Raw genomic sequence first — 25,667 nt, forward strand, 5'->3', positions numbered from 1 at the left:
AGTAACAATACTAACTCTGGCCACACCAGTAACACCGGTGATACGCTATCCAAGCTAAGGCGAGTCGCTCCGGGGGAAGCGGATCCATGCTACTCGGAGTAAAAAATGACAAAGAACCGCAGCCCCTTCCTAGACTTTTGCAATATCACTAGCCGGCTTCTCAGCATCGGAGGGCTCCTCGGGGTCTCTCTGGTGGCAACCAGTGCCGTGGCTCAGGCCGCCCCCGCCCCCGGCCCGGAAGTACCCTCGTCAAGCCTCAGTTCGCTGGTCAGCGCGAATCAGACACCATCAGTTGCGCCAAGCAGCAATCTCAGTCCTGCAGCCGAGACTGAGCTAAAAGCCGCTCAAGGCACCAACGGTGCCAAAATGGGCTGGAAACAAGATCAGGCTGCAGCTTCGGCTTTGCTATCGCGAGCACCGAAGGATCAGGGTGCGGTCGGTGCGGCCGCAGCTGCCCAGCCAGAAGCTGCAGGTAATACTTATATTCCGAACTGGGGCGTACTCGGCTTAGATGTCTCCGGCTGGCAGGGCACACCGAATCCCGACGGCACACGAACTGATAACGTCAATTGGTCAGCAGAGTGGAACCGCGGCGCGCGTTTCGCCTACGTCAAGGCGACCGAAGGGTCCAACTCCACATCGCTCACCTTCAACCAGCAATACACCTCCTCATACACCACAGGGATGATCCGAGGCGCCTATCATTTCGCGTTGCCGAGTCAATCGAGCGGGACGACTCAGGCCAACTGGTTCGTGGCGAATGGCGGAGGTTGGTCAGCGGACGGAAAGACTCTTCCACCGCTGCTGGACATTGAATACAATCCTTACTCGAATTTGGGCGATACTTGCTACAACATGGCCGGTAGTAGGATGGTCGCCTGGCTTCAGGAGTTCTCCAAGGCTATGCTCGCCAAAACCGGCAGGCTGCCTGCGATCTACACCACCGCTGACTGGTGGTCTCGTTGCACCGGCAATAGCAGTGCTTTTGGCAACCAACCACTCCATATTGCTGCTTACAACAACATTGGGCCTGGATCATTGCCCGCTGGCTGGAGTCAGTACAGCATCTGGCAATATAGCTCAACCGGACCAACTGCGGGCGACTCCAATGTTTGGAACGGCACTTACGAAAACCTCAAGGTCTTCGCCACCGGTGCAACAACCGGTTCAAAGGGCGCGATTACCGCACGCTGGCAAGCCATGGGAGGTGCCGCCGGCAGCCTGGGGGCCGCCATTTCCGGCAGCGATATTTGCGGACTTTACGGCGGTGGCTGCTACCAACAATATGCCAATGGAAATATTTACTGGAGTGCAGCCACTGGTGCTTACGCAGTCACCGGACCCTACTACAGCGCCTGGGGACAAGCCGGCTGGCAAAAAGCCATCGGCTACCCCACCGGCAACGTCACCTGCGGACTCTACGGCAACGGCTGCTACCAACCCTTCACCGGCGGCAACATCTACAAATCCCCCACCACCAACGCCTACGCAGTCACCGGACCCTACTACAGCGCCTGGGGACAAGCCGGCTGGCAAAAAGCCATCGGCTACCCCACCGGCAACGTCACCTGCGGACTCTACGGCAACGGCTGCTACCAACCCTTCACCGGCGGCAACATCTACAAATCCCCCACCACCAACGCCTACGCAGTCACCGGACCCTACTACAGCGCCTGGGGACAAGCCGGCTGGCAAAAAGCCATCGGCTACCCCACCGGCAACGTCACCTGCGGACTCTACGGCAACGGCTGCTACCAACCCTTCACCGGCGGCAACATCTACAAATCCCCCACCACCAACGCCTACGCAGTCACCGGACCCTACTACAGCGCCTGGGGACAAGCCGGCTGGCAAAAAGCCATCGGCTACCCCACCGGCAACGTCACCTGCGGACTCTACGGCAACGGCTGCTACCAACCCTTCACCGGCGGCAACATCTACAAATCCCCCACCACCAACGCCTACGCAGTCACCGGACCCTACTACAGCGCCTGGGGACAAGCCGGCTGGCAAAAAGCCATCGGCTACCCCACCGGCAACGTCACCTGCGGACTCTACGGCAACGGCTGCTACCAACCCTTCACCGGCGGCAACATCTACAAATCCCCCACCACCAACGCCTACGCAGTCACCGGACCCTACTACAGCGCCTGGGGACAAGCCGGCTGGCAAAAAGCCATCGGCTACCCCACCGGCAACGTCACCTGCGGACTCTACGGCAACGGCTGCTACCAACCCTTCACCGGCGGCAACATCTACAAATCCCCCACCACCAACGCCTACGCAGTCACCGGACCCTACTACAGCGCCTGGGGACAAGCCGGCTGGCAAAAAGCCATCGGCTACCCCACCGGCAACGTCACCTGCGGACTCTACGGCAACGGCTGCTACCAACCCTTCACCGGCGGCAACATCTACTGGACGGCGGGCTCGGGAGCCCATGCCGTCAATGAGCCTTATCGCGCAGCCTGGAAGAACGCTGGCTGGCAGATGGGTAAGTTAGGGTACCCGCTGGCTGCCGCTGTCGCTGCCGGTGGCTATAAGACCGTGAAATTCCAGGGCGGCACAATGACCTGGAGTAGTACTGGGGTAGCGGTTCGCTAGAGAAATCTACCGGGCTCGCAGTCGTCAGCGTATTTAGCGTTGCGGGTCGCGAACCGAGGTTTCGTCTTGATCTGTTGGCAGCGGAGCCTCATCTAGAGCAATTCTACGAGAAAGCTTGGTCATGGTTGACTCCATTTGCCGGAAACGCTGGTAAGTGGTCGCCATGAATACCAGGAAACTCACTACCAAGGCATAGAGCACTAGGTCGGTGCCACGGCCAATACCGAAGAAACGCGCCAGGCCGGTGAGCATCTCCGGGAAGAAAATGGAAAATGCAGCCAGCAACGCGAAGAGCATCACCATGATTCGACGCACCGCAAGATGCCTGGCGTTCGACCCGCCCCGCATTAATACCAGGGAGCCCAGAACGACGGCGACAACGAGTACGATTTGGACGGCTATTTGCACAATGTCACCTAAAGAAGAGTTCTGCGAGAATATTGACTGAGTTCAGCAAGGACTGCCCTTTGGATTTGGAGTACTCGGTATAGATGATCTCCACCGGATGCTCAACCCAATGCGGTTTCATTTCGGCCAACTGGTGAACAAGTTCAGAAGCATGCGCCATTCGGTTCTGCTGTAAATGGATGCCCTTAGCCACCTGAGGACTGAAAGCTCGCAAGCCGTTGTGCGCGTCGGTTAGCGCCATTCCAGTGGAAAAGCGAGATTGAATAGCCGCGGTGCGCAGCACAAGTCTTTTCGCCGCAGATAATTTAGTCCGATCGTCAAGGAACCGAGAGCCCAGAACGACCTCCGCCTCGCCAGAAATAATCCGTTGCGCCATCGCCTGAGCATCTTCAACGCGGTGCTGCCCATCTGCGTCAAAGGTGATAATGCAGTCCAGCTCAGGGTCCTGCAAAGCGAATTCCAAGCCAGTCTGCAGCGCGGCGCCCTGACCAAGGTTAATCGGGTGCTGTACCACTACAGCGCCAGCCTCACGGGCCACTTTCTGCGAGCCGTCGCTACTGCCATCGTCAATGCAGACGACATGGGGAAAAACTTCGCGCAAGCCCTCAATGACAGTGCCGACGACGGTAGCTTCGTTGTACATCGGGATGACAATCCAAGTGCGACTCACCGGATAAGTATTTCATACCAAGGCTCTTTCACCCCACACGCCGACCTCACGGCCAGCCGTGCTGGGCTAAGGAGTGAGCTAAGGAGTCGACCGTATCCGCCTGGCCATGCGTTTTTTTAACCGCCAGGCTAAGAACCCTAGACAAAGCAATACCCCCACCACCACGATGGTCAGCAATCCGGTGATGATGTCGCGTGGCAGCATCAATAGCAATAGCACATACCCGGCCGCGGCCAACGAACATATCGCGAATACCAATAGCGACCATCCGCCACGAGCCCTCCGCCAGGAGACCACGAAATAGCCGACACCAAGCAGGAAAAACGAAATAACTAAAGCTACTGCGACGGCGACCAGATTCCCCTGGCTGGCCGGGAAATAGGTAACTCCCACCCCGATTAGCAGGACAACCGGCGTGACAATCGCCAGCAGCCAAGTCATCGAGTCGGCAAAAAGCAGGGTTGAGGCATTGAGGTAGAGCAGATACCCCATCGCCACCAACGGCATGATTTGCGCTACCGGGATCAGGTCTTCGCGTCCCACCGCAATAATGTGGGTGACTACATTGGCGCCAGCGGCGGCGACCACGACGATTCCCAGCCCCGCTATGCTCGCGGTCCGCATCGTGCTGCGCATTCTTTCCACCCGCTGCTGTCCACTCACCGACATAATGGCAGGCACCCAGGCATTGTTGAGCGCTCCGAGCAAGGTGATAGTCCCCAAGACGAAGATCTGCACCTTGCCCCAGTCACCGGAGACTCCGCGTACCGCAACCGCGGCCAAAAGAAACGCCGCTCCTTGAGTCATCAGCATCAAAGCACCGGTGTGCGGCAGTACCGGCAGACCGATCTTGAGTGCTTCCTTCGCGGCACCGGAAACCGCAAAAGGGGAGGTCGGCCGGGTCAGCAGCACAGCGGCAGCTGCGGTCAGCAGCACGGCAAGCCCGAATCCCACCATGAAATTACTTGCCTTGGCACCCATCAGCAGCATCGCCAGCAAGCCAACCAGATAGGCAAAAACCGAGGAGCCAATGCTGAGCAGCACAAAGACCACGGGGCGTTCCTGGGCTCTCAGAATCGCTTGCCCGGCTAAGACGCTGGCCAAAAGTCCCATTGATACCAGGGCGATGGTGAAGCTCAGCGACTCACCTGAGCCTGCCATTAAGAACCAGCAAACCAGGCCAGCAAGCAAGCCAAGAAGTAGCCCGACAGCGCAGAGGAACCCGCTAATCGCCCTAGCCTTGGCATGACCGTCCGGAGCAAACCAGGCTTTGGTAATGGCCAGCGGCAGCCCAGCGCTAGCCAGCACCACGCCGATCTGAATTACCGACACTGAAAGGTAAAGTTCTTGCCATTGCGCATCGTTATTCAGCATTCGGATGGCGAAGGGCTGCACTAGCACCATTCCCAGACCCTGCATGAGGGCCCCGACCAAATACAGAATCGAATTGCGGCCGGTCTTGACAGGGCCAGCCCCCGACGCCGGGCTAGTCCCCTCCTCGAGACTACTCACCTGCGAGTTGAATCCATTCCAGTACCCGCTTGATTACTCGATCCTGATCTGACTCGGTGAGATCGGTCGAACACGGTAGTGAAAGGCCACGCGCGAAGAGATCTTCGCCTACCTCACCGCCGATAACCGCTTCAGCTTTGAGCGGGGGCTGCATATGTAGCGGACGCCATAGCGAGCGAGACTCAATATCAACCTCTGCGAGGAAGTCCTGCAGTTCATCCCGGGCATGTTCACCGCGGGAAGCAGGCACCTGGATCGAGTAAAGCCAGTAGGTAGATTCTTTACCCGGCAAATCAGGTGGGGTCTGAATATCGGTGCCCGCAAAAGCCTCATTGTAGCGTCGTGCGATGGCACGTTTGGTTGCCACGAATTCGTCCAAACGTTCCAGCTGGGCGATCCCGAGCGCCGCCGCGACATTGGTAAGCCGATAGTTGAAGCCAATCTCGTCGTGCAAATAACCACGATCAGGCAGCCGAGCCTGAGTCGATAGGTGCTTGGCCCGCTGCGCTAGGGCTTCATCATCGGTGGTGAACATGCCGCCGCCGCCGGTGGTGATGATCTTATTCCCGTTGAAGGAATAGGCACCCATCTGTCCCACTGTGCCGACGTGCTTGCCTGCGAGCGGCCCCTCGGTCCAGACCGCGCCAAGCGCTTCTGCGGCATCTTCGATCACGGTGATGCCATACTCAGCGGCAAGTTCAATAACCGCGTGGGCATCTGCCGGCTGACCGAGAATATGCACGATCTCAATGACTTTAGGTAGTTTCTCGCCAGCTGCTTTGCGTCGTTCCAACTCGGCCCGCAGCTTCACCACATCCATGCTCCAAGACTCAGGCTCGGAATCAACCAGAAGCAGCTCGGCGAACTGATAGGAGGCAGCGTTCGAGCTAGCCATGAAGGTGAAGTCTGAGACCGCGACCAAGTCTCCAGGTTGCACGCCAGCAAGCCGCATCGCAATGTGTAGAGCCGCTGTCCCGGAAGCGCAGGCAACCGCGTATTTCGCCCCGACATACTCGGCGAACTGAGTCTCGAACTCAGAGACGAAACGTCCTACTGAGGAGACAAAGCCGCTGCGCACCGCTTCGTTGACCAGCTCAATTTCCCGATCGCCGATATTCGGGATCGCCAGCGGAATTCGTTCAGTCACAGTTACCTTCCTGGGCTATCGCGAGTACTTAGTGGCAGTAGAGAGGTCGACTCCCCTGGCAGCAATCCAGTCTGCTGACTGTCGCAAGCCGTCTTCCAGGCTGGTTTGTGGTGCCCAGCCCAATTCGGCCAGCGCCTGAGCCGGATCTGAAAGCAAGTGCATCACTTCGCTAGCCTCCGGACGTACCCGGACCTCTTCGGTGATGATCTCGGCGGTGGAACCGGTCACCTTTCGGGCCATCTCAACAAGTTCGCCAATACTCACATCGCGACCAGTACCCAGTTGAATGACCTGTCCCTGCAAGGGAATCTGAGCGCTAGCGGCCTTAATGAAGCCATCGGCTGTGTCAGCGACGAAGGTGAAGTCACGACGCGGCGTGAGCGAGCCGAGGTGAATCTTCTCGACACCACCGAGCATTTGCTGCAGCACGGTCGGGATCACTGCACGTGCAGACTGACGAGGACCGAAGGTATTGAACGGCCGGAGCACCAAAACCGGCGTCTCGAATGAACTTGCCCAAGCCTCGCAGAGTTTATCGGCGGCGATCTTGGTGGCACTGTAAGGAGATTGCCCACGCAGCTCGTTCTCAATCGTGATCGGCACCGTCTTAGGCGTGCCATAGACTTCCGAGGTGGAGGTGTTCACCAGCCGGGCAACATCATGACGGCGTACCGCTTCAAGCACATTGAGGGTACCAACCACATTGGTTTCTACATAGGAACGCGGAGCCTGGTAGGAGTATGGAATGGCGATCAGCGCAGCGAGGTGAAGGACCACATCCGCACCCTTGACTAAATCAGAGACGAATTCGGCGTCACGAACATCGCCCAGCCGCAAATCGACGGCATCCCGCTCCTCCGCGCTCAGATCATCGAGCCAGCCGAAGGAGCCATTCGAGTTGTAGACGCATAACGCCCTGACCTTGGCGCCTTCGGCGATGAGACGCTGAGTGACGTGGCTGCCAATAAAGCCGTCCGCTCCGGTGACAACGACAGTCTTACCGGCGAGATTCTGATATTCCATGAGTAACTATTGGCCTTTCGCAGTTGCCAGGTCTTTGGGTGTTCCAACGTCGATCCAGTCAGATTCTATCGGCCACGCGGCCACAGTCTTCGACTCTGCCAAACAAGAATTGACCAGATCAGGCATCGAGAAGGGTTCGAGGTACGGCACCATGTCCAGAGCTTCCGGAGATACCGCATAGATCCCAGTGCTGATTTCGAATTCCAGATTCGGTTTTTCTACCACACCGGAGATCTTGCGGTCAGCCGAGACTTCAAGCACCCCGAAGGGCACTTGGTGGACATAAGGGCGCGCAGCGACCGTGACGGCGGCACCCTGCGCAGCGTGGAAAGCCAGCAGGTCTGCGGCCGAATACTGAACCATCAGATCCGCATTGGTGACAATCACCGGCTCTGAAATATCAGCCACTTCGTGTCGCAGGATACCCAGCGCACCGGCAGTGTTAAGCGGCTTCTCGGGGTCCTCATGCAGATAGCTGATCTGACAGCCGAGTGCCGAGCCGTCGCCCAACTGGGCGATGATTTTCTCAGCCAAATAAGCCACTGAGACGTAGATCCGGGTGATTCCCGACTCCACCAAGCCGAGAATGATCCACTCAATAATGCTGCGATCCGCCACTGTCATCAGCGGCTTAGGCGTCTCTTTGGTGAGCGCCCCCAGCCGGGTCCCCTTACCGCCAGCCATGATCACGGCGATATTGTCCAGCTTGCGACGGCCGACGATATCGGTCAGGGTGTGTAGGCCCACCAGCTTTCCTTCGGCGTTAACCACTGGAAGCTCGCTGATCCGCAGGCTGCGCATGGTATCTAACACCGCTGCGCGGCTAGTCGATGGAAGTGCGGTATGCGGTCGATTATTGGCGTAGTCAATAATCGGACCTTCTAAACTCGCTCCCTTAAGCAGTCCGCGACGAATGTCACCATCTGTCACCACGCCGAGCAGGGATTCCTGCTCATCAATGACCAAGGCGATCGCGGAGGCGCCGAGGTCGATGGCTTCCAGCGCTTGGCGGACAGTCGCGTCGGGCGCAATGCACACCTTGGCAAGTGAGCCGTCGATACTCATAGATCTACTTTCCTAGCGTCACAATCAACAAAAGCCTTACTCAGAGCCTGCTCCCCGCTGGCCAGAACCACCTGGCTGATGCGTTCGGCGGCATGCGAATCACCATAAGGATTGATCACGCTCTGGCAGAATTGCTGAAAGTCTGAACTCAAGGCCTTCTCAATAGTAGCTTGTAAGGCGGCGGGATCATCCGAGCTGTGCAGCACATTGGCCCCGTGTTCACGGCCTCTCTGCCGCTCACCAACGTCAACCACCGGCATCTGGAAACTTGCTGCTTCCAGTATTCCCGAGGAAGAATTTCCAATCATCGCCTGGGCGGTGGCCATCACCCGCGGATAAAGCGGCCCAAGGCTCTCCCGCACCACCACGCCGGTCAGCTGCTGGGCATTGAGCCGCTGCAACTCGGCGATGATTTCGTCCCGGCCCGCGTCGAATCCCGGATAAGTCAGGATCACGGTCTTAGCCGCCGCGATTGCCGCTTCAAAGACCTGGCGCGCCAATTCGCCGGGGCGACCCACACCGCCGGCGGTCGGCGGGTGATAGGTGACTAGTAGCAGTGGCTGACGCAGTGGCTGGCCGAACTCAGCTTCGAACTCTTGAGCGGTTAAGGGCTGTTGCTCTCGGAACCGGTCCAGTCCTGGCGCCCCGGTACGATGGATACGCTCCGCTGCCTCGCCCAATTGCGCGACCCTCCGAGCTGAACCGTCGGTACTGACACAATGCTGATCAGCTAGCTTAGTGACGGCGTGTCGCACTCTTTCGTCAAGCGCTCCTTCGGTGACCTCACCTCCGTGTAGATGGATCAGCCGGACCCCGCTGATCACCACGGGCGGCAGCAAATAAAGCAGTTCCCAGCGATCCCCCAGCACCACAACAGCCTCCGCAGCAATCCGCGGCAATAGCGTAGCGATCTGTTCGGAGAGCAAAGGTCCGAGGCGAAGCTGCTCGGCTGCGGTAGCGCTCTGCAGATAGAGCCCCAGATCATGGTGTGTGAAGCTTCCGGCGGGCACTCCAGCTTGCTGAATCCGTTCCTCGGCGGTTCCGGGTTCAAAGCCAATGGCGGTCACGATGTGCAACTCGACGCTGGGGTCGGTGGCGAGTGATTCCAGTACCGGACCGAGCGGAAAGAGATCAGCCCGAGTGCCGGCAAAAGCCAAAACCCGCATATTAGGCGAGGTCCTCAGCGAGCAACGGGGCACCTGCCTGAATGTCCCGTACAGCTCGGCGGCCAATCACCTGAGCAGAGGGCGCGAGTCCCCCTTCTGGACGCAGGATGGCCACGTCGGCCGCCTGCAACACGGCACCCGCCGTTACTGGCCGGACCACCTGATAGGAGCGGCGCACCAAAGGGGCGTTCGCCTCTTCGCTGGGCATCCGTCGTTTCTTTCCGTCGCCGAGAGCGCTGTGCGCCTGACGCACCGAACGAACGTATTCGGCGAATTCATCGCGTTCCAGGGAGGCGCTGTGATCAGGGCCGTTGCGAGTCTTATCGGTGGTGATGTGCTTCTCCAGCAGGGTCGAGCCAAGCGCGGTGGCGGCAATCGCGGTGAGCGCACCGGGGGTGTGATCCGACCAACCGACTTCTACACCGAACTCTTCCCGGAGCGCAGGGATGGCACGAAGATTGGCTTCTTCGAGCGGCGCAGGATAGGCGGAAACACAGTGCAGCAACACGGTTGCCGGAGCTGCCTCGGTGGCTTTCAGCGCGGCAGCAATCTCCTCTCGAGTTCCCATCCCGGTGGAGACAATCATGGGAATACCGAACTCGGCGACAGCCGAGAGGAAGGGCGTGTTCGTCAATTCGCCAGAACCGATTTTCAGGCCGGGCACCCCAATTTCGGCTAGCATTCTGGCGCTTTCGAAATCAAAAGGCGTGGACAGGAAAGTGATTCCCCGTTGCTCACAATGATCCCGCAATTCGACCCACGCCGAATCGGGCAAGGTGAGTCTGGTGAGCATTTCGGACTGCGACTCGGCGAAGCCCGCTTCCTTCTGATACGGCGTGGTATCTGCCGTGCCGGTGACCAGCGCGTCGGCCTTGAAAGTCTGGAACTTGACCGCATTGGCGCCGGTGTCTGCGGCAATGTCGATCAGTTCGTGCGCTACCGCAACGTCACCGTCATGGTTGACCCCTGCCTCGGCGATGATGAAGATCTCCTCCTGCGCACCAATCCGGTGTGGGCCAAAAGAGACTGATTCGGAAGGGGTTTCGTGGGTCACAGTGAAGCCTTTCGGTGGTTCATTGGGCGGGCGGGGACTCCTATATATGTTGTCATACCGGGCAACTCATGCACCGCCACCGCCCCGGCACCGAGGTTGGCACTGTCGCCTATTGCCACTCCAGGCAATACCCGCGCGCCGGAACCGAGCAGCACCTGCGAGCCCAGCCGAGCAGCACCGAGCAGCACCGAGGCCGGGGCAAGATGAGAGCCCGCGCCCACCACGGCATCGTGTTCGACAATCGCCCCGGTATTGACAATCACGGCCTGCCCCAAGCTCGCCGCTGGCCCGACGTGCGCATGCTCCAAGACTTGCCCTAAGGCAGCCACTTCCGCATGTTGATCGACCGTGGCGCTACTAGCAATCAATGCTGAACAGAGCGGCCGAAGTTCGGTCCGGGCCAGAATTTTCTCAGCCAGCCGTGTTCTGACGGTATTATCGCCAATCCCGAGCGCGATATTCAGTGAATGTTCGAGAGCGTAAAGAAGGGCCTGGTCATCATCCGCATAATAGGCAGGATGACTACCATCGGAGTTGGCGAACGTCACCAAGCTCGCAGTCCGAGCATCATTCCCCGTTGCTTCTTGCCGACCCATCAAAAAACTATCGCTCAGGGCCACCACACTTTCACCTCGCCCGCGGATCACCGCAGCCAGACTTTTGCCGTGCCCTGACGCACCGATGATCAACCATCCCGACACTAGGCAACTCGATTCGGTGCTATCGCGAGATTCATCCGTGGCCCTTTGAAAGTGATGATCAGTAATCCTCACATCATACGGCGTCGAGGGCGTCCAACCGCTGCGCTTCATTCATTCTGGCAAGCTATCGACTCAGCCAGGGTAGGCTGATAAAAAACCTCACCCAATCTGCTTTAAGGCCGAAAGAGATATGACAACCAGCCCTCTGCAACCACAAGTTCTTGCGATAATCCCCGCCCGAGGCGGTTCCAAAGGTCTACCCGGCAAAAACATCAAGCCGCTACTGGGAAAACCACTGATCGCTTATTCAATTTCCATCGCTGCCATGCTTGGCGAGAATGTCACCTGCGTAGTGTCTACCGACGATGCCGACATCGCGGAGACGGCTCGGCAATTTGGCGGTTCAGTGCCGTTTATGCGTCCGGATGAGCTTGCTGGCGATCTGGCACCGAGCAGCGTGGTGTTAAGGCATGCTTTAGAGACGATGGAAAGTCTGACCGAGACACAGTTCGATCTTGTCTTGCTACTCGAACCCACCAGCCCCACCCGCACGGTTGAGAGCATCCGTGCGGCCATCGATTCGCTTCAAGAGAGCCCGGAGCTTGACGGCGTGATCGCTGTTTCGGAAGCATTCTTCAACCCGACCTGGGTCGGGGTGAAACCGCAGAAGACCAATGAAAACAAATTGGAACGTTATTTCTCCGAAGGCGAGAATGTAGTGCGTCGACAAGACGTGCCACGGTTCTTGAGAATCAACGGGAACTTCTATGTTTGGCGTGCTGAATTCATCCGCAGACTAGAGAACAGCTGGTTTGACGAAGGAGTTCACGGGCATGTCGAAATTCCCGAAACCCAAGCCTTCAGTATCGACGAAGAACCTGAATTCAGGATTATCGAAGCGATCGTGAAAGCCGGTATCGCCCCGCTACCTGGGTACCAGGTGGAGTCCTGAGCTGACCGAATCGCTATATTCTCACCAGTTAGCTTAGGACGCAGCAGGTGAGAATGCGCTTCAGCTCTGCGTCCTTGCTCCCAATTCGATGCCTAAATGCTCAGCGGCTCAATTGGGGCGAGCGGCGGCAGGGCCGGGAGCGGTGACGGCAAGTGCTTCAGCGGGTGGCGTAGCCAATGCAAGGGCGAGCGACCAGCCTCGGTAGCGTGCGCGCCCTCGGGACGCTTTTTTATTCCCAGTACGGCTTGGGCTTTGCTGACCGGTCCACTCAACCAATATTCAAAAAATGGGCTCATTGTCGAACCGTCCCAACCAAGAATTCGCTTGAGTTCCTCCGCCGAACGCTGATCGGCGACTCCTAATTCGGCTGCGGCTATCTCACGGAGTGCAGCCTGGTCCGGCGATTCCTGATAGAACTCCGGCCAGAGGTCACGCATTACCGCACCGGGGTCCACCTCGGCGTTGGAGCCGAGTTGAAATTCTGGGCCATAAGTTTCAACTTCTGCACCGCTGATCGCCGCATATAGGCTCGACGTCGATAACCTATTGGAGATCACTCGCTTCGAGGTCGTCATCATCCAAACAATCCGGCCTAGGAAGTATGGATCACGGCGCTCTCCGGCGCTGACGATGGTATGCCCGGCCTCCTGCCAAGCCCCGGCTATTTCAGGATTCTGTAAGTCTTCAACGTGCAAGCTGACCATCGCCTGGCCCTCCCGTTGCCGCACCAGTTCGGCATACGCCCGATGGTCACCATTGACCTTCAACAAAGCGGTGCCGTGCAACGGCAGCACCAGAGAACGTTCGGTGCGTTCCGGAAGCTTACCGGCCGCTCGAATTGCGTCGAGTAGATATAGATACGGCGCACCAATCGCATCTATTAATGGCTCTCCCTTCGAGCTGTAGCTAATAGGCTCTTCGACTGACCAGGCACGGGAGGAACTTGTCCAAGCCAAGCGACGGCGATTGGCACCTCGGTCTGAAAAGTCACCGAATTGCGCCAGGATCGGATTACTCACCGTCCAACCATGCTGCAACAGCCCAGAAATATGGCGGAGCCGGGTCAAGCCACAGTGATGAGCGAGCGCAGCCGAGTGGCCGTAGTAGTGATTCTGAATATCCATAGCAGCTTAATAACTTTCGAAGGTTGATGGAAACACGGAGAACCGGTGAAGCACCTCGTGCTTTAGCATAACTGGGCCTCGCTAGGCGACCGATCGCTTAGCTCTGCGTAGCGCGAAGGCCGCGAAGCCAAGCGCCAACAGCCAGACCACAGCAGCTTCTAGCAGGCCGGCAGTGAGGGTGACCGGGATCAGGCTGAGCATTACGACCAAAAGCAGATGCACCGCAAAGCACCAGATAAAGGCCTTCAGCGGCAGTTTGCCCACTTTGGTACGACGGTTCAGCCACCAGTACACCAGGCCCAAAAGGCTGAAGCCCCCGGCGTGCACTAGCGCGAGGGCGCCGAGATTATTGGCCAGCACCTGGGGCAGTGCAAAAAGCAACACCACGAGCAGCACTGCGGGCGTCAGATACGCCATCATGCTGGTTCGCTCGGTGATATAGGTGACATTGGTGGCCACCAGAAACAGCGCGTATCCCACCGAAGCCAAGGGCAGGATGGTGGCTACCGGGGTTAGCAGTTCAGGGTCTCGGCTAAGCACCGTCGCTCCCAGAACTGCTGCAGCCGAAGCCACCGCGCCGACCAGCAGACCAGCCAGCGCAGCTTCGGTGGCGACCTGACGGAGTCGAGTCGATGAGCCCTCCCCCACAGCCGACATCATCCGTGTGGACCAGGCATTATTGAGCGCGTTTAGCACCGTGAGCGGACCTAGCACGAAGATTAAAACGGCCCCGTACCGCCCCGCAGAAACCTCCCCGGCCGTGGAAATCAGCAATAGCACCGCACCCTGGGTGAGCAACATGAGCGCTCCGGTATGCGGCAGCAGCGGAAGCGCCACGGCTGAGGTTTCCTTCAGCACCCCGGTAACTTTCCAGGGCAGCTTGGGTTTCACCAGCAAAACCGCCAAAACCGCGCTAGCAAGCACCACAATGAGATAGCCACCCAAATAGTTGGCCGCACTCGGCCCAATCACCAGCAAGGCGAGCAGGCCAGCTAAGTTGGCCAGCACCGAGGAAACGATGCTGAGCAGTACAAACAACAGCGGACGGCCCTGTGCTCGCAGGATGGCCTGCGCTCCCAAAATGGTGCCAAGCAGGCCAAGGGAAATCATTGCCCAGACAAGTTCCCAAGAAATCCCGCTGCCCAGGCCGGAAATTATTAGCACCACAATCGCCAGCAAAACGCCGATCAGCAAACAGGCCAAGGCCAGAAAACCGTACATCCCCAGCGCCCGATCACGCCCATTAGCGGGATTAAACCAGCGCTGGGTAATTGCTAGTGGCAGCCCGGCCGAAAGCAAAACGATGACGATCTGAATTGTCGCTACGGAACTGGAAATCAGCCCCCACTGCACACCGTCGACAGCCCTAATCGCGAATGGCTGGATCAAGATCAGGGCCAGGCCTTGCAGCAGTGAACCCAGCAGATAGAGCAAGGCCAATCGCGAGTCAGTCTGCTGTGCGGGACTTGCTGACACCTCGGTCACGCGGAAATCGCTTACGGCTTGAAGGCGTGTGCCACAAGTTTCTGCAAGCCGGGCCACATCCGCTTCTGTACAACCTTGGGCGCTAGCGTCAGCGCATGCAGGCGAGAGGACAGGTGTGCTTTGGCCGCACCAGCTGCATCATTCCAGCCAAGTTTGCGGAAGTCGCGAACACATTCATCGAAGAACGCTCGCTCCTCGGCGAAACGACGACCGTCAAGCGCCCGCACCGAGGAATCCGACTCACGGTGACGGCGGTACTGGAAGCACACGGTGTCAGCCACCATCATTTTTCCGCCATCCATGATGATGTCCATTGCCAGGGCGAGATCTTGCACCACATCATACTGCTCACGGAAACTGTGCTTCTTCAGTGCCTCGGAACGCCAAGCGACCGAAGGGAAGTACAGCCAATCACCGGTGATCAAGCTCTTAGCGATCGGCTCTCCGGAAACCACCGCATCTGCACTGACTCCGACAGTCCGGTTACGTAGATACGCCTTGACCTTGTCACCCAGCGGGTTGTAAACCACGCCATTTTCATCGATGACCTCGACGCCGGGTTGCACAATGTCGACCTCAGCGTTCTTGAAAGCACGACGGATGGTGGCGATGTAGTTAGGCAGCATGACGTCGTCAGCACCCATAATGACCGCGTACTCGTGTTCCAGCAGCCCTAAGCACTTACGGTAGTTACCATTGGCGCCAAGGTTCTGCTCGTTGCGCAGGTAGCGAACTCGATCGTCGCTTTCGGTCAGCCCAGCGAAGTAGGCGGGCAGCGAGTCATCGGGATAACCGTCATCAACAATGGTGAGCCGGAAGTCCCGATCCTCCTGAGTCAGGATCGAATCGACGGCTAGTTTCATCATGGCCACGTCCCCGTAGTAGGGCAGCATTACGTCAATGGTCATTATTTTCTTTCCTGGGTAAATGTTCCGGCGCCGCCGGGTATTGAGGGTCTTCATTGCTGACCTTCTCGGCTGAGGCCGCTCGTTCCACCATAGCGCGTAGAATAGCGACTTCCTCAGCGAGCGTTCTGGTCTCATCCTCGAGAATGGTCAGTTCCCGGGACACATGCAGACTCACACCGAGCAAAAGCACAATGGAGAGTGCGAAGAGTAAATTGGCTGGCACCACTACGCCAAGCAGTCGCGCAGACCATTCCAGCAGACTCGGGAAAAGCCCGAGAACGGTCATCACCACGCCGACGATGATCCAGAGCACCGCATACTTCTCGCGAAGCTTACCGGTGCGCAAAAGCCAAAGAATCGCGATGATCATCGCAATGGAGATCACCAGTGAGAAGGCGACGCTCATCCCTGTGCTCCTCCTAGCCTGTCTGTTTCTTGCTCGTGCACCGAGACCGCCCTTGGATCTTGTTTGATCCTTCGCCTAGCCAGTGCAAAAGCAAGCACCAGACCAGAACGACCGAGGTAGATGGTGGATTTCAATGGGCTGGTGCTAGGTGTGCCAGCCTGGCGAACTTTCATCTCCACTGGTACCTGGACAACACGGCATCCTGACTTGACTGCCACGATCAGCGAGTCAATGGTGTCCCCCAGATACTCGGTGGGGAAGTGTTCAATATATTGCCGGATGGCTTTTTCATTGGCAGCCCGGAAACCCGAGGTGACATCGGTGAGCTTGACTCGAGCCACACCGGAAATCACCCTTGCTAACACCGACATTGCCCATTTACGGGGTCCGCGCACACTGTAGCTACCACGTCCGGCAAACCTCGCACCGATCGAAATGTCAGCTTGTTGTAAACCGGCTAGTACGCGATCAATGTCCAGCGGATCGTGCTGGCCGTCTGAGTCAACTTGAATCACTGTGTTGTAGCCATGCCGGAGCGCGTACTTGAAACCAGTACGCATGGCTCCCCCGACACCGAGGTTAAAGGGAAGCGTAATCACTTCTGCGCCCGCTTCCCGAGCGACCGCTGCGGTGTCATCTTTGGAACCGTCATCGACCACCAGAATCGAATACGGAACGACTTGATTGACGCTCCGAATCGTGTCGCCGATCACTTCCGACTCATTCCAAGCGGGCATGATGATCAGCACGCGGGGGGTTATGGAAGCGGTCACAACAGACAACTATATCAAGGAGATAACGGCATTCCGGAGGACGCCACGGCATCATCATGGTCGGATCGGACTACTTGAGGCGGCATAATTAGAGGGTTAGCGTCAGACCCTGAGGAGCTCCTACCTATGACCTGGTTGTCAACCATACCTACTTTTGTGGTGACTATGATTGTCTTCTTCGGCCCGGGCCTGGCTATTTTGGCAGCCGCCGGAGTTCGTCGACTCAACCTGGTTTCGCTGGCTGCACCGGTGTCGTTCAGCTTGGCCTCGGTTTTGGCGGTTATCCTCGACAAAGTACATCTACCGTTCAATCCAATCCTCTACTACCTCGCAACAGTAATTGTCGCGGCAATAGTTTTTCTGATCAGAAAGCTGCTGCTACGTAGGTCAGGAGCGGCTGATTCGAGCGGTTTCGGGGTGCTCGCCTCCAACGGCCCGATTCCCCTAGGGCCGGGTCGGCCACGCTGGCTTTCCCCAGTACTTATCGCGACGGCTACTATCATTCCGGCCGCTATTGTGAGCTACCGCTACCTCAAAGGCTTCGGCGGCCCCAATAACTTCTCGCAGACTTTTGATAACGTCTACCATCTCAACGCGATCAGATTCATCGCAGACACCCATAACGGCTCCTCGCTAACCATTGGCAATATGACCGACACCTCGGCGGGTTTCTATCCGGCGGCCATGCACGACATGATGGCTTTGGTACTGATGCAGAGCAATTCAACGGTAATGGCGGTGGCCAACGTTGGCACCATCATCATCGGCGCAGTTATTTGGCCGTTGGGTTGCCTATTCCTGATCACCAGAATCATCGGTAATCGACCGGTGGCGATTTTATGTGCAGGCGTTTTCTCTGCAGCTTCCAGCGGCTTCCCCTATTTGATGGTTGGTTTCGGCATTCTTTACCCGAACCACACAGCGATAGCCTTGCTTCCTGCAGCGCTCGGCTTAGCCATAGATTTCCTCGGCATGAGCAAAGAAAAATCTTCCTCGTTCTGGCCGGGCCTACTATTTTTGATCGCGGTGATTCCGGGCCTTGCCCTCGCCCATACCAGCGTCATCGTGGCTTTGTTTGGCTTTGCCGCACCGGTGGTGATTGCCCGCCTGATTCGGAGTATTTTGGACGCCCGAAGCGGAGTGGCAGGAAAACGCCATCTGTTGTTCTGGTTTATTTTCACGGTGGGCTATTTCTTGGTCACCGCGCTGGTCTGGATCTATGTCCGTCCGGGCCTAGATACCGCCCCGTGGACTCCTATCCAGACCAATGCCCGCGCCATCGGCGAGATACTCTCCAGCGCTCCGATGGCAACGACAGCCTCCTGGGTGCTACTGACAATGACGCTGATCGGGCTGTACGTGATTGTCAGGAACTTCAAGCAATACTGGTGGGTATTGGCAATTTATGTCTTCGGCGGAGCGCTGTACTTGATTGTCTCTGCTTGGCCGGTTGGCAATTTCAGAACCTTCTGGACCGGAGCTTGGTACAACGACACATTCCGGCTCGCGGCGCTGCTGCCCACCGTCACTCTTCCCGTCGTGGTCATTGGAGCCGAATGGATCTTCCGGCGGATCAGTGCATCGATCACTTCGCTGCGTGATCGTGGCCTGCATGAGCCCGGTTTGCTGGCCCCCGCACTCCGTCCAATCGCTAAACGACTGCCTGCCTATTCGGCGATTGCGGTGATGATGGTACTGATCCTGGGCTCCGGCGCGGCTGCCCAGGGAGGCACACTGTCCAATGTGCAGAATCGGATCGGTCTCATCTTCCAAACCACCCCAACATCGGCCTTGATTACCAGCGATGAACTGACAATCCTCAATTCAGTTGCCGCTATTGTGCCGACTTCTGATGTGGTGGTTTCCAATCCTCGCACCGGTGGCTCGTTGGTCTATGCGATCGCGAATCGTCAGCCGCTCACTCCGCACATTTTCGGTATTCGCTCCCCCGATGAACAGTTGCTCCTCGATCACTGGGATGAAGCCGCTTACAATAAGTCCGTTTGCCCGGTGATCACCAAGCTCAAAGCCTACTGGGCACTCGACTTCGGCGACTCAGAAATCGTTCCAGGTCCGCAAACCTTCATCGGCCTGCGGGATCTAATGGACAAAAGCGCTCCGGGAATGCAGTTAGTCAAAGAAGTGGGTACTGCCCGGCTCTATAAAGTTACTGCCTGCGGGTAATTGACTGATGTCTCGTTGGCTTGCCCGGAAGAAGGCCATCTCAATGCAGATGGCTCATCACCCGCGTCGTAACAAGGGCCTGCCCCGTTTCGACGGCGTTCATTTACTGACGTTTGGTCTGCTTACTGCGCTGATCTTAGCTGCTCTGCCGCTCCCCGCTGCCGGCCAATCGCAAGCCTCATCTGTCACCAAGACACCGGCCGCTTCAGCAGACTCACTGGCCACCGCCTCGGGATTGCAATTGAGCACCGAAGCGGATTCCGCCCAAGTGTTCCTCGGTGTACCCAATTTGAATTTTCCCACCACTGCTGGTGTCTTTGACGCCCTCGGAGAGAACCGCAGCACGCTCTCGATTGCGGGCAGCTTTACGCCGAAGTATTCGGAGACGTACACCTTTTCTCTGCTGGCCATGCAAAACACCGAGGACGAAGTGACGATTAAGGGCGTCACCATCAAACCAGGCCAGCCAACCGTGGTCGCCGACTTGACCGCTGGCCAAGCAGTGCCACTCACCGCCAAGATCAGCAAAACCACTGCTAATAATGGCAAGGCCCGGTTTGTATTGCAGTTTGCAAGCAGTAGTCAGCCGTTGAGCACCGTACCTAATTCTGCCTTTCACTATCCAAAAGATGCCCCGCCCCGGACCTTGCTCTCCGAAGATGGCGGGACGATCTGGCAGCGTTTCACAGCTGGCAGCGCAGTTCCCTCGGCGAACGAGGTCAGGATCATTGCCGGCAACGATAAAGTCAGGCCAATCCGCGTCACTGCGGTTAGTCCTGAGCCGCAACACCCGGACATTCTCAAGATTTCACTTGATGGCAAGTTAAATCATCGAACATCGCTATCTGTGTCGATCCAATCTGGGCAAGCCATCCCCAGCCAATCGACTCTGTTGGGCGATGCCAGCGCAGCGATGTACACGCCCGACGGCGAAAAACTCGCGGCTGCCGATGAGCAGCAATTAGCAGGCCCGCAACAGCCTTACCGAGATGTTTATCCACGACCACAGTTGGAACGTGAGAAATGGCAGAACCTGAACGGAATCTGGGAATTCCAGGCCACTGGAAGGGATGCACCGGTTCCCAGCGGCAGTAAACTGCGTCAGAACATTGTGGTGCCTTACCCAATGGAGTCAGCGCTCTCCCGGGTCACTGAGCATTTCGACTACTCTTTATATCGACGTACTTTCACTGTCGATCCCGGTTGGCAGATTGGTAGTAATAACCGCTACTTGATCAACTTCGGTGCGGTTGACTATGCCAGCTGGGTCTACATCAATGGTCATCAAATCCCCCTCTCGCAAACCTTCACTAAAAGCGGTGAAGTGATGCCTGACACCTCTGCCCTGCACTCCGGCAAACCGAACAATGTCGGCGGATATGTGGGATTCAGTATTGATGCGACTGACTATTTGCGTCCCGAAGGGCCGCAAGAAATAGTGCTCAAGGTCGAAGATTCCACCGCTAAGGAACAGCAGTCAGTAGGAAAACAGGCGACCGCTTCTAACGGCATTTTCTATACTTCTGTCTCCGGAATCTGGCAAACCGTCTGGGCAGAGCCAAGGCCGAGCCGTGGCATCCAGAATCTTGCTCTTTCACCGGAACTCGCCTTTGACGCTTCGGGTAAGTTGATTAGCTCGGCGCTTCGACTGAAGGCGTCAAGCTCCGAGACCACCGAATCAATAACTATCCGGCTGAAGGACCAATTAGGCAATCTGCTGCTGGAGACCAAGGGTAAAACTAATCAGGACCTCTTCATCACGGTGAAAGACCCGATACTTTGGACGCCCTCTAATCCGCTGCTTTATCGGGTGGAAGTTTCCTCTGGAACAGATAACGTGGCCTCCCCCATTGCACTGCGTAAAGTCGAAGTGAGCCCTACCGCTTCGGGCCCGCCCCGGATTCTGCTAAATGGCAAAGCGACCTTCCTCAACGCCACCTTGAGCCAAGGCTACTGGCCGGATGGTTTGTATACCCCGGCAAGCCCGCAGACCTTATCCGATGATCTAGAAACCATAAAAGAGCTGGGTTTCAACGCCTTGCGCGAGCATGTGAAGGTTGAATCAGACCTGTGGTACCACTACGCGGACCAGCTCGGTCTGCTGGTTATCCAAGATTTCCCAGCCTCCTACAGCAAAGGACTGAGCGGTCTCCCTCAGCAGCGTTTCCTGGCTGAAGCCGAACGAATCGTCAAGGACCTGAGTAACTTCGGCTCGATTGTTGGCTGGTCATTGTTCAATGAGGGCTGGTCGACCCCGTCGAATGCCGAGGTCGCTGACATCGCCCAACAAGTCGGTCGCTGGGATCCCAGCAGATTGCTACTCCCCCATTCAGGGCAGAATATCGACAAGGGCCGGATTGATCTGGGCGTAGTCGGCGGCCAACACCCCGCCGGATCGGGTCAGATCTTCGACGAGCACCGTTATCCCGGGCCCTTTTTAGGCAAGCCCGCCGCCAATGACCCGAGAGCCTATATCGATGGGGAACACGGCGGTATTAATGACTACTCAGCAGGTAATGGCTGGACCGAAAAGTTCGTTCAGTACCTGCCGGCCGAAGGCAGCCTACTCAATGCTTTCCTGGCCAATAATCAGAAGCTGATTGACTACAACAGCTCCACCTGTACGATGTCTGGCAGCGTCTATACGCAGATTAGCGACGTCGAGCGTGAAGTAAACGGCCTAATGAGTTATGACCGGAAGACTCTCAAAGTCGATGCGGCCAAGGTACGAAGCTCTAACCAGACTCTGTTGAAGGCCTGCGATCAGACTTTTAGAGCAGCGACGAATTCAGTCTCGCTCTCGCAGGACTCAGCAAAAACGGGCGATAAATTGGTGATTAGCGCCGGCGGGTTCCAGCCCGGCGAGTACCTGGTTTTCACCGTTTACGGCGAGCAGCTTTCGATCCCACTCGGTGCGGTCAAGGTCGCGGCCGACGGTTCGGCCAAGTTGACCACCACTGTTCCGGCTGGCCTGCAAGCAGGCGGCAACCAGCTCAGAGTGACTGCCCAAGAATCTGGCAGCGTCGTGATTGCTAGCTTGCAGGGCGCTGCTTCGCAGGGTGCTGCGCTCTGGCCTATTCTGGGCGGTCTCGCCGCGCTACTGCTGGTTGTGGCTGCGGGACTCTGGTGGATCCTGAGGCGTAGAAAACGACAGGTTTAGGGCTTGTCAGACTGTGCTTGCTTGAACCGCTCTTCGAGCACGGCGGTTAAGGACTTCATATAGCTCCTGGCCACGTGGTCCTTACCGTAGAACACTTGCAGCCCACCGATCACTGCATAACACCGCTCAGCATCACAGAACTGATCAGAAAGATCCAGCACTTTCACCTTGGGATTATTCATTGAGCTGGCTGCTGCTGCCACCGGATCCACTGCTAAGGCATCGCTACGGCTACTTGAGCAATTCAGCGGGGTATTCAGATTTAGGGCCACACAATCCGGGCTTACTTCACCGAGAGTCAACGGCGTATCTCGCAACACGAAAATCTCCGGACCGGCAGCTGTCCAGGCCTGAAAACGCTTGGTTACTTCCGTTGCGTACTGGTCTTGCTGCGAGCGGCCAGTACCGTCATCTACGGTTTCCTGGGAGCCGAAGGCTGAGACAAAAACCTTGTCGGGTTTTTCTTGAGTGATCCGTTCGGATACCTGGTTCGACCAGTTAATGCAGCGGGCCGACCCAGCCGGATCAAAGCCAGGTTTGCCAAGGAATCCGACTCGTTTTAGCCCGACAAAGGGACAACCACCCAGCATGCTCTCCTTGACCTGCCAACTTTGCTGCCTGGCGAGCTGATAGAAAGCAGCCTTCCACTGCTCGGCATGAGAGTCGCCGATCAACCACACGGTAGCGGTGGCTTTGCGTCCCTGAGTGAAATCGCAGTCTGCAAGGTAGGCCGTTCCGTTCAGCCTGATCGGATTGACATCCCCCTTACACTCGGGCGCATTGAACCAAGGTGTTTCGCTCGGACCCATATTGGAGACTTTCGCTGGCCCGAACGGGTCGGGGCAGCGATTCTTCGGGTTCAAACTGCCAGCCCCATAACAGGCTTGCTGGGAGAAGCTTTGAACCGCCGCAGCTTCAGCCTGTTGGGCCCCCTGGTAGAAGTAGAACATGGAACCGCAAAGAGCGCAGACCGCCGCCATCGCCGCCGCGGTGGCCAGCAGCGGCTTCCAAGCCTTGCTGCCGCGGAAGAGTTTGATGCGGCCCGGGTCTTCGACAAACCTCTTCGAAAGATAGGCCAGCAAGATTCCTAAGACCAGAATCAGCAGCTTGTTCCAGAAGTTGAGATCATGACCAAGCACAGCGGGCGCAATAATGATCAGCGGCCAATGCCAAAGGTAGAGCGAGTAGGAGATGTCGCCAAGTACCTGGAAGGGTCGCCATTCCAGCACCCCACCGATTGAAGCCCTAACGCTGCCTGGTCCACTGGCGATTACCAACACCGTGCCCAACACCGGTACCAATGCCCAAAACCCGGGGAAGAACGTCTCTTCGTTAAAGAAAAAAGCGGAATAGACAATCGCCGCGTAGCCCAGCCACTGGCAGCCAGTCAGCAAGAGACCACGATGTGTCTGGCTGAGCTTCTTCAATAAACCAGGCAGACCCAGCGCAACCAGGGCACCAGCGCCAAACTCCCAGGCCCGAGCCGGGGTGACGAAATAAGCCTGGCTCTTATTGGTGGCGGTGATCCAAATACAGAAAATCAGCGCCGCTATGGTCACCAACAGGATGCCGATCCGGGTCACCGAACGCTTGTGTCGACGTAACATGATGGCCACTGCGAATAGCCCGATCAGCAGTAGTGGCCAGATCAGATAGAACTGCTCCTCAACCGAAAGCGACCAATAATGCTGCACGGTGGAGGCGGCTTCGTCGCGAGCAGAGTAATCGACCGATTTGGCCGCCAGGAACCAGTTCTCGACGTAGAGCGAGGAAGCGATAGTCTCCTGCAGCACGCCTAGCCAGCGTGAAAATGGCAGGAACACCCAGGCGGCTACTAAGGACAGCGTCGCCACCAACAGCGAAGCCGGCAGTAGTCGTTTGGCACGCCGCGCGTAGAACTGGCCAAGCCTGATCTTACCGGTGCCCTCAAGCTCCTTAAGCAGATGGTTGGAGATCAAATAACCAGAAATCACGAAGAAGACGTCGACGCCGACGTAGCCACCAGGCAACCGCTCTGGCCAGAGGTGGTTGAGCACCACCAGCCCTACTGCAATCGCCCTCAGCCCCTGGATATCCTTGCGGACCGCAGACTTCGGCGACGATTGGCTGCCCTGTTTTAGGACGCCGCTCTTGAGCTCGCTCATTCAATCTCCTTCGGAGACTTCGGGCTGGTCCCCCGCCAACTGACTAATCTTATTTCTTGGAAAGATACGCAACTTTGGCGATCTCCGAGACAAGGTTCCGTACTATCCACCTCATCGAAAGCACCGAAGCGTTCTCAAGCGCAAAACCATTCGAGGCTGAATCCACGATTACCCCGCGTTTCAGCCGGTAGGCGGGAACGGTGTTGAGCAGATCCCCATCCTTCATCACAGCAACTTCGCTCGCGGCCAATGAGATCACCGCGACGTCGCTACTCAGCTCAGCGCTCTTATCGCGTGGCCACTGATATAGCTGTGGGCCGCTAGAGGGGTCGAGCACAGCCCCCACCTTGCTCGCATTTTTTACCGATGGTGCCAGTTCCAGGCCAAGTTCAGTCAGCACTTGCAGCGGGTTTGAAGACAGGCCGAAAACACTGAGATCCGCTCCCGGGGCCGCGCTAGCCCTGAAGTAGGTAACTGTTGTGCCTTTCAATGCTGGATAGTTACCTATTGCCTGATCCACCGAATCAGCAATCTCCTTGATCAGTTGAGTAGCCTTCTGAGCCCTACCCAAGGCTTGCCCCACCAAGGTCATGGTCGTCTTCCAGTCCGTGTTCATCGGTTTACCTGGCGGAGCCAGTACCAGGGCAATCTTGGAAAGATCCCCATAGTCCTGGCGGCTGATGCTGGAGTTGACCGCCAGGATCAGGTCAGGTTTGAGGTTCTTAATTTGATCAAGCGGCAGGGTCTTGGAACTGTCTAAAAGATCCGGCCCAGGCCTGCCGTTGAGTGTGAAATCAAACCATGGCGAGGCACCATTGCTTTGAATACCCGAGTTAGACATGCCCACGGGGACAATATCTAGCGCCAGCAGAGAATCAGCACTGGCAGAATCGAGGGCAACAATTCGTTTGGGTTCGAATGGCACCGAAATATCGCCATAGCTTGAGGTGATCTTGACGGGGTAGGAGTCAGCGTCGGCCGGTACCGGTTGCACAGCAGCGGTGGGTTCCAAGAAGCCACACCCGGCTAGGCCAAACGGCAGCAGAATAGCGCTAGCGAGGAATGACCTCCGTTTCAGATTCTGCCGATCTGCTTCAGACTCACGCATCTGTTACCTTCCCTAAAAAAACATGTTTCGGGACATAGCCCTGAGCTATCGTACCGAGTCATCTCAAAGAACC

20 protein-coding genes are annotated in these 25,667 nt (G+C 57.3%); 4 read left to right on the plus strand and 16 right to left on the minus strand.

What is annotated here, in order from left to right; all coding sequences use genetic code 11:
• Nucleotides 1-105: 105 nt before the first annotated feature.
• A complete protein-coding gene (locus tag UM93_RS17095) occupies nucleotides 106-2,604 on the plus strand; it encodes a GH25 family lysozyme (RefSeq protein ID WP_052663678.1) in 2,499 nt (832 codons plus the stop codon).
• A 33-nt stretch (nucleotides 2,605-2,637) separates the two neighbouring features.
• Here UM93_RS17095 and UM93_RS07575 read toward each other — a convergent pair whose 3' ends face one another.
• From UM93_RS07575 to UM93_RS17100, 9 genes are all read right to left on the minus strand, one after another.
• Entirely contained in the window at nucleotides 2,638-3,012 is a 375-nt protein-coding gene (locus UM93_RS07575; protein ID WP_045074758.1) for a DUF2304 domain-containing protein, read from the minus strand.
• A gap of 4 nt (nucleotides 3,013-3,016) precedes the next feature.
• The gene (locus UM93_RS07580; protein WP_234399404.1) at nucleotides 3,017-3,682 is read right to left on the minus strand and encodes a glycosyltransferase family 2 protein; all 666 of its coding nucleotides are present in this window, start codon (nucleotides 3,680-3,682) and stop codon (nucleotides 3,017-3,019) included.
• Between the two features lie 78 nt (nucleotides 3,683-3,760).
• Nucleotides 3,761-5,194 (minus strand): polysaccharide biosynthesis protein, encoded by a 1,434-nt coding sequence (locus UM93_RS07585; RefSeq protein WP_045074761.1) that lies wholly within the window; start codon nucleotides 5,192-5,194, stop codon nucleotides 3,761-3,763.
• Nucleotides 5,187-6,341 carry an aminotransferase class I/II-fold pyridoxal phosphate-dependent enzyme gene (locus UM93_RS07590; protein ID WP_045074763.1) on the minus strand — a complete coding sequence of 385 codons (1,155 nt, stop codon included), beginning with the start codon at nucleotides 6,339-6,341 and terminating at the stop codon, nucleotides 5,187-5,189. The genes UM93_RS07585 and UM93_RS07590 overlap by 8 nt, the downstream gene beginning before the upstream one ends.
• Nucleotides 6,342-6,356: 15 nt before the next feature.
• On the minus strand, nucleotides 6,357-7,364 hold the full coding sequence (locus tag UM93_RS07595; RefSeq protein WP_045074764.1) for an SDR family NAD(P)-dependent oxidoreductase: 1,008 nt from the start codon (nucleotides 7,362-7,364) through the stop codon (nucleotides 6,357-6,359).
• A gap of 6 nt (nucleotides 7,365-7,370) precedes the next feature.
• Nucleotides 7,371-8,429 (minus strand): sugar phosphate nucleotidyltransferase, encoded by a 1,059-nt coding sequence (locus UM93_RS07600; protein WP_045074766.1) that lies wholly within the window; start codon nucleotides 8,427-8,429, stop codon nucleotides 7,371-7,373.
• Nucleotides 8,426-9,595, minus strand: a complete 1,170-nt coding sequence (gene neuC / locus UM93_RS07605; protein WP_045074767.1) for a UDP-N-acetylglucosamine 2-epimerase — start codon at nucleotides 9,593-9,595, stop codon at nucleotides 8,426-8,428. Before neuC ends, UM93_RS07600 begins: the two co-directional genes overlap by 4 nt.
• Nucleotide 9,596: 1 nt before the next feature.
• A complete protein-coding gene (locus UM93_RS07610; protein ID WP_082057052.1) occupies nucleotides 9,597-10,649 on the minus strand; it encodes an N-acetylneuraminate synthase family protein in 1,053 nt (350 codons plus the stop codon).
• Nucleotides 10,646-11,350: a PglD-related sugar-binding protein gene (locus UM93_RS17100; protein WP_052663679.1), complete on the minus strand. Its 705-nt coding sequence runs from the start codon at nucleotides 11,348-11,350 to the stop codon at nucleotides 10,646-10,648. The genes UM93_RS07610 and UM93_RS17100 overlap by 4 nt, the downstream gene beginning before the upstream one ends.
• Before the next feature lie 190 nt (nucleotides 11,351-11,540).
• Here UM93_RS17100 and UM93_RS07620 point away from each other — a divergent pair, with 190 nt between their 5' ends.
• The gene (locus UM93_RS07620; protein WP_045074769.1) at nucleotides 11,541-12,302 is read left to right on the plus strand and encodes an acylneuraminate cytidylyltransferase family protein; all 762 of its coding nucleotides are present in this window, start codon (nucleotides 11,541-11,543) and stop codon (nucleotides 12,300-12,302) included.
• Nucleotides 12,303-12,394: 92 nt separating this feature from the next.
• Here the strand turns inward: UM93_RS07620 and UM93_RS07625 are convergent, their stop codons facing one another.
• From UM93_RS07625 to UM93_RS07645, 5 genes are all read right to left on the minus strand, one after another.
• Nucleotides 12,395-13,426 (minus strand): hypothetical protein, encoded by a 1,032-nt coding sequence (locus UM93_RS07625; RefSeq protein WP_045074770.1) that lies wholly within the window; start codon nucleotides 13,424-13,426, stop codon nucleotides 12,395-12,397.
• Between the two features lie 81 nt (nucleotides 13,427-13,507).
• Nucleotides 13,508-14,911 carry an MATE family efflux transporter gene (locus UM93_RS07630; RefSeq protein ID WP_045074772.1) on the minus strand — a complete coding sequence of 468 codons (1,404 nt, stop codon included), beginning with the start codon at nucleotides 14,909-14,911 and terminating at the stop codon, nucleotides 13,508-13,510.
• An 11-nt stretch (nucleotides 14,912-14,922) separates the two neighbouring features.
• On the minus strand, nucleotides 14,923-15,819 hold the full coding sequence (locus UM93_RS07635) for a glycosyltransferase family 2 protein (protein WP_045074773.1): 897 nt from the start codon (nucleotides 15,817-15,819) through the stop codon (nucleotides 14,923-14,925).
• A complete protein-coding gene (locus tag UM93_RS07640; protein ID WP_045074774.1) occupies nucleotides 15,809-16,225 on the minus strand; it encodes a DUF2304 domain-containing protein in 417 nt (138 codons plus the stop codon). Before UM93_RS07640 ends, UM93_RS07635 begins: the two co-directional genes overlap by 11 nt.
• Entirely contained in the window at nucleotides 16,222-16,998 is a 777-nt protein-coding gene (locus UM93_RS07645) for a glycosyltransferase family 2 protein (protein ID WP_199921819.1), read from the minus strand. The genes UM93_RS07640 and UM93_RS07645 overlap by 4 nt, the downstream gene beginning before the upstream one ends.
• Before the next feature lie 126 nt (nucleotides 16,999-17,124).
• On the opposite strand from UM93_RS07645, the gene UM93_RS07650 reads away from it, so the two are divergent.
• Both UM93_RS07650 and UM93_RS17105 read left to right on the plus strand, forming a co-directional pair.
• On the plus strand, nucleotides 17,125-19,182 hold the full coding sequence (locus tag UM93_RS07650) for a DUF6541 family protein (protein WP_045074776.1): 2,058 nt from the start codon (nucleotides 17,125-17,127) through the stop codon (nucleotides 19,180-19,182).
• 7 nt (nucleotides 19,183-19,189) lie between these two features.
• Nucleotides 19,190-22,342 carry a glycoside hydrolase family 2 protein gene (locus UM93_RS17105; protein WP_157874118.1) on the plus strand — a complete coding sequence of 1,051 codons (3,153 nt, stop codon included), beginning with the start codon at nucleotides 19,190-19,192 and terminating at the stop codon, nucleotides 22,340-22,342.
• Here the strand turns inward: UM93_RS17105 and UM93_RS07660 are convergent.
• Together UM93_RS07660 and UM93_RS07665 are read right to left on the minus strand one after the other, a co-directional pair.
• Nucleotides 22,339-24,486 (minus strand): acyltransferase family protein, encoded by a 2,148-nt coding sequence (locus UM93_RS07660; protein WP_045074778.1) that lies wholly within the window; start codon nucleotides 24,484-24,486, stop codon nucleotides 22,339-22,341. The genes UM93_RS17105 and UM93_RS07660 overlap by 4 nt on opposite strands.
• Nucleotides 24,487-24,535: 49 nt before the next feature.
• Nucleotides 24,536-25,594: an ABC transporter substrate-binding protein gene (locus UM93_RS07665; protein ID WP_045074779.1), complete on the minus strand. Its 1,059-nt coding sequence runs from the start codon at nucleotides 25,592-25,594 to the stop codon at nucleotides 24,536-24,538.
• Nucleotides 25,595-25,667: the final 73 nt, after the last annotated feature.

The sequence above is a fragment of the Psychromicrobium lacuslunae genome, assembly GCF_000950575.1.
In the GTDB taxonomy this organism is placed as follows: domain Bacteria; phylum Actinomycetota; class Actinomycetes; order Actinomycetales; family Micrococcaceae; genus Renibacterium; species Renibacterium lacuslunae.

Excerpts from the sequence above, each read along its gene's own strand:
- UM93_RS17095 (WP_052663678.1), top strand. The coding sequence starts at position 106 with ATGACAAAGAACCGCAGCCCCTTCCTAGACTTTTGCAATATCACTAGC.
- UM93_RS07595 (WP_045074764.1), bottom strand. The coding sequence starts at position 7,364 with ATGGAATATCAGAATCTCGCCGGTAAGACTGTCGTTGTCACCGGAGCG.
- UM93_RS07600 (WP_045074766.1), bottom strand. The coding sequence starts at position 8,429 with ATGAGTATCGACGGCTCACTTGCCAAGGTGTGCATTGCGCCCGACGCG.
- neuC (WP_045074767.1), bottom strand. The coding sequence starts at position 9,595 with ATGCGGGTTTTGGCTTTTGCCGGCACTCGGGCTGATCTCTTTCCGCTC.
- UM93_RS07620 (WP_045074769.1), top strand. The coding sequence starts at position 11,541 with ATGACAACCAGCCCTCTGCAACCACAAGTTCTTGCGATAATCCCCGCC.
- UM93_RS07625 (WP_045074770.1), bottom strand. The coding sequence starts at position 13,426 with ATGGATATTCAGAATCACTACTACGGCCACTCGGCTGCGCTCGCTCAT.
- UM93_RS07635 (WP_045074773.1), bottom strand. The coding sequence starts at position 15,819 with ATGACCATTGACGTAATGCTGCCCTACTACGGGGACGTGGCCATGATG.
- UM93_RS07640 (WP_045074774.1), bottom strand. The coding sequence starts at position 16,225 with ATGAGCGTCGCCTTCTCACTGGTGATCTCCATTGCGATGATCATCGCG.
- UM93_RS07650 (WP_045074776.1), top strand. The coding sequence starts at position 17,125 with ATGACCTGGTTGTCAACCATACCTACTTTTGTGGTGACTATGATTGTC.
- UM93_RS17105 (WP_157874118.1), top strand. The coding sequence starts at position 19,190 with ATGTCTCGTTGGCTTGCCCGGAAGAAGGCCATCTCAATGCAGATGGCT.
- UM93_RS07660 (WP_045074778.1), bottom strand. The coding sequence starts at position 24,486 with ATGAGCGAGCTCAAGAGCGGCGTCCTAAAACAGGGCAGCCAATCGTCG.
- UM93_RS07665 (WP_045074779.1), bottom strand. The coding sequence starts at position 25,594 with ATGCGTGAGTCTGAAGCAGATCGGCAGAATCTGAAACGGAGGTCATTC.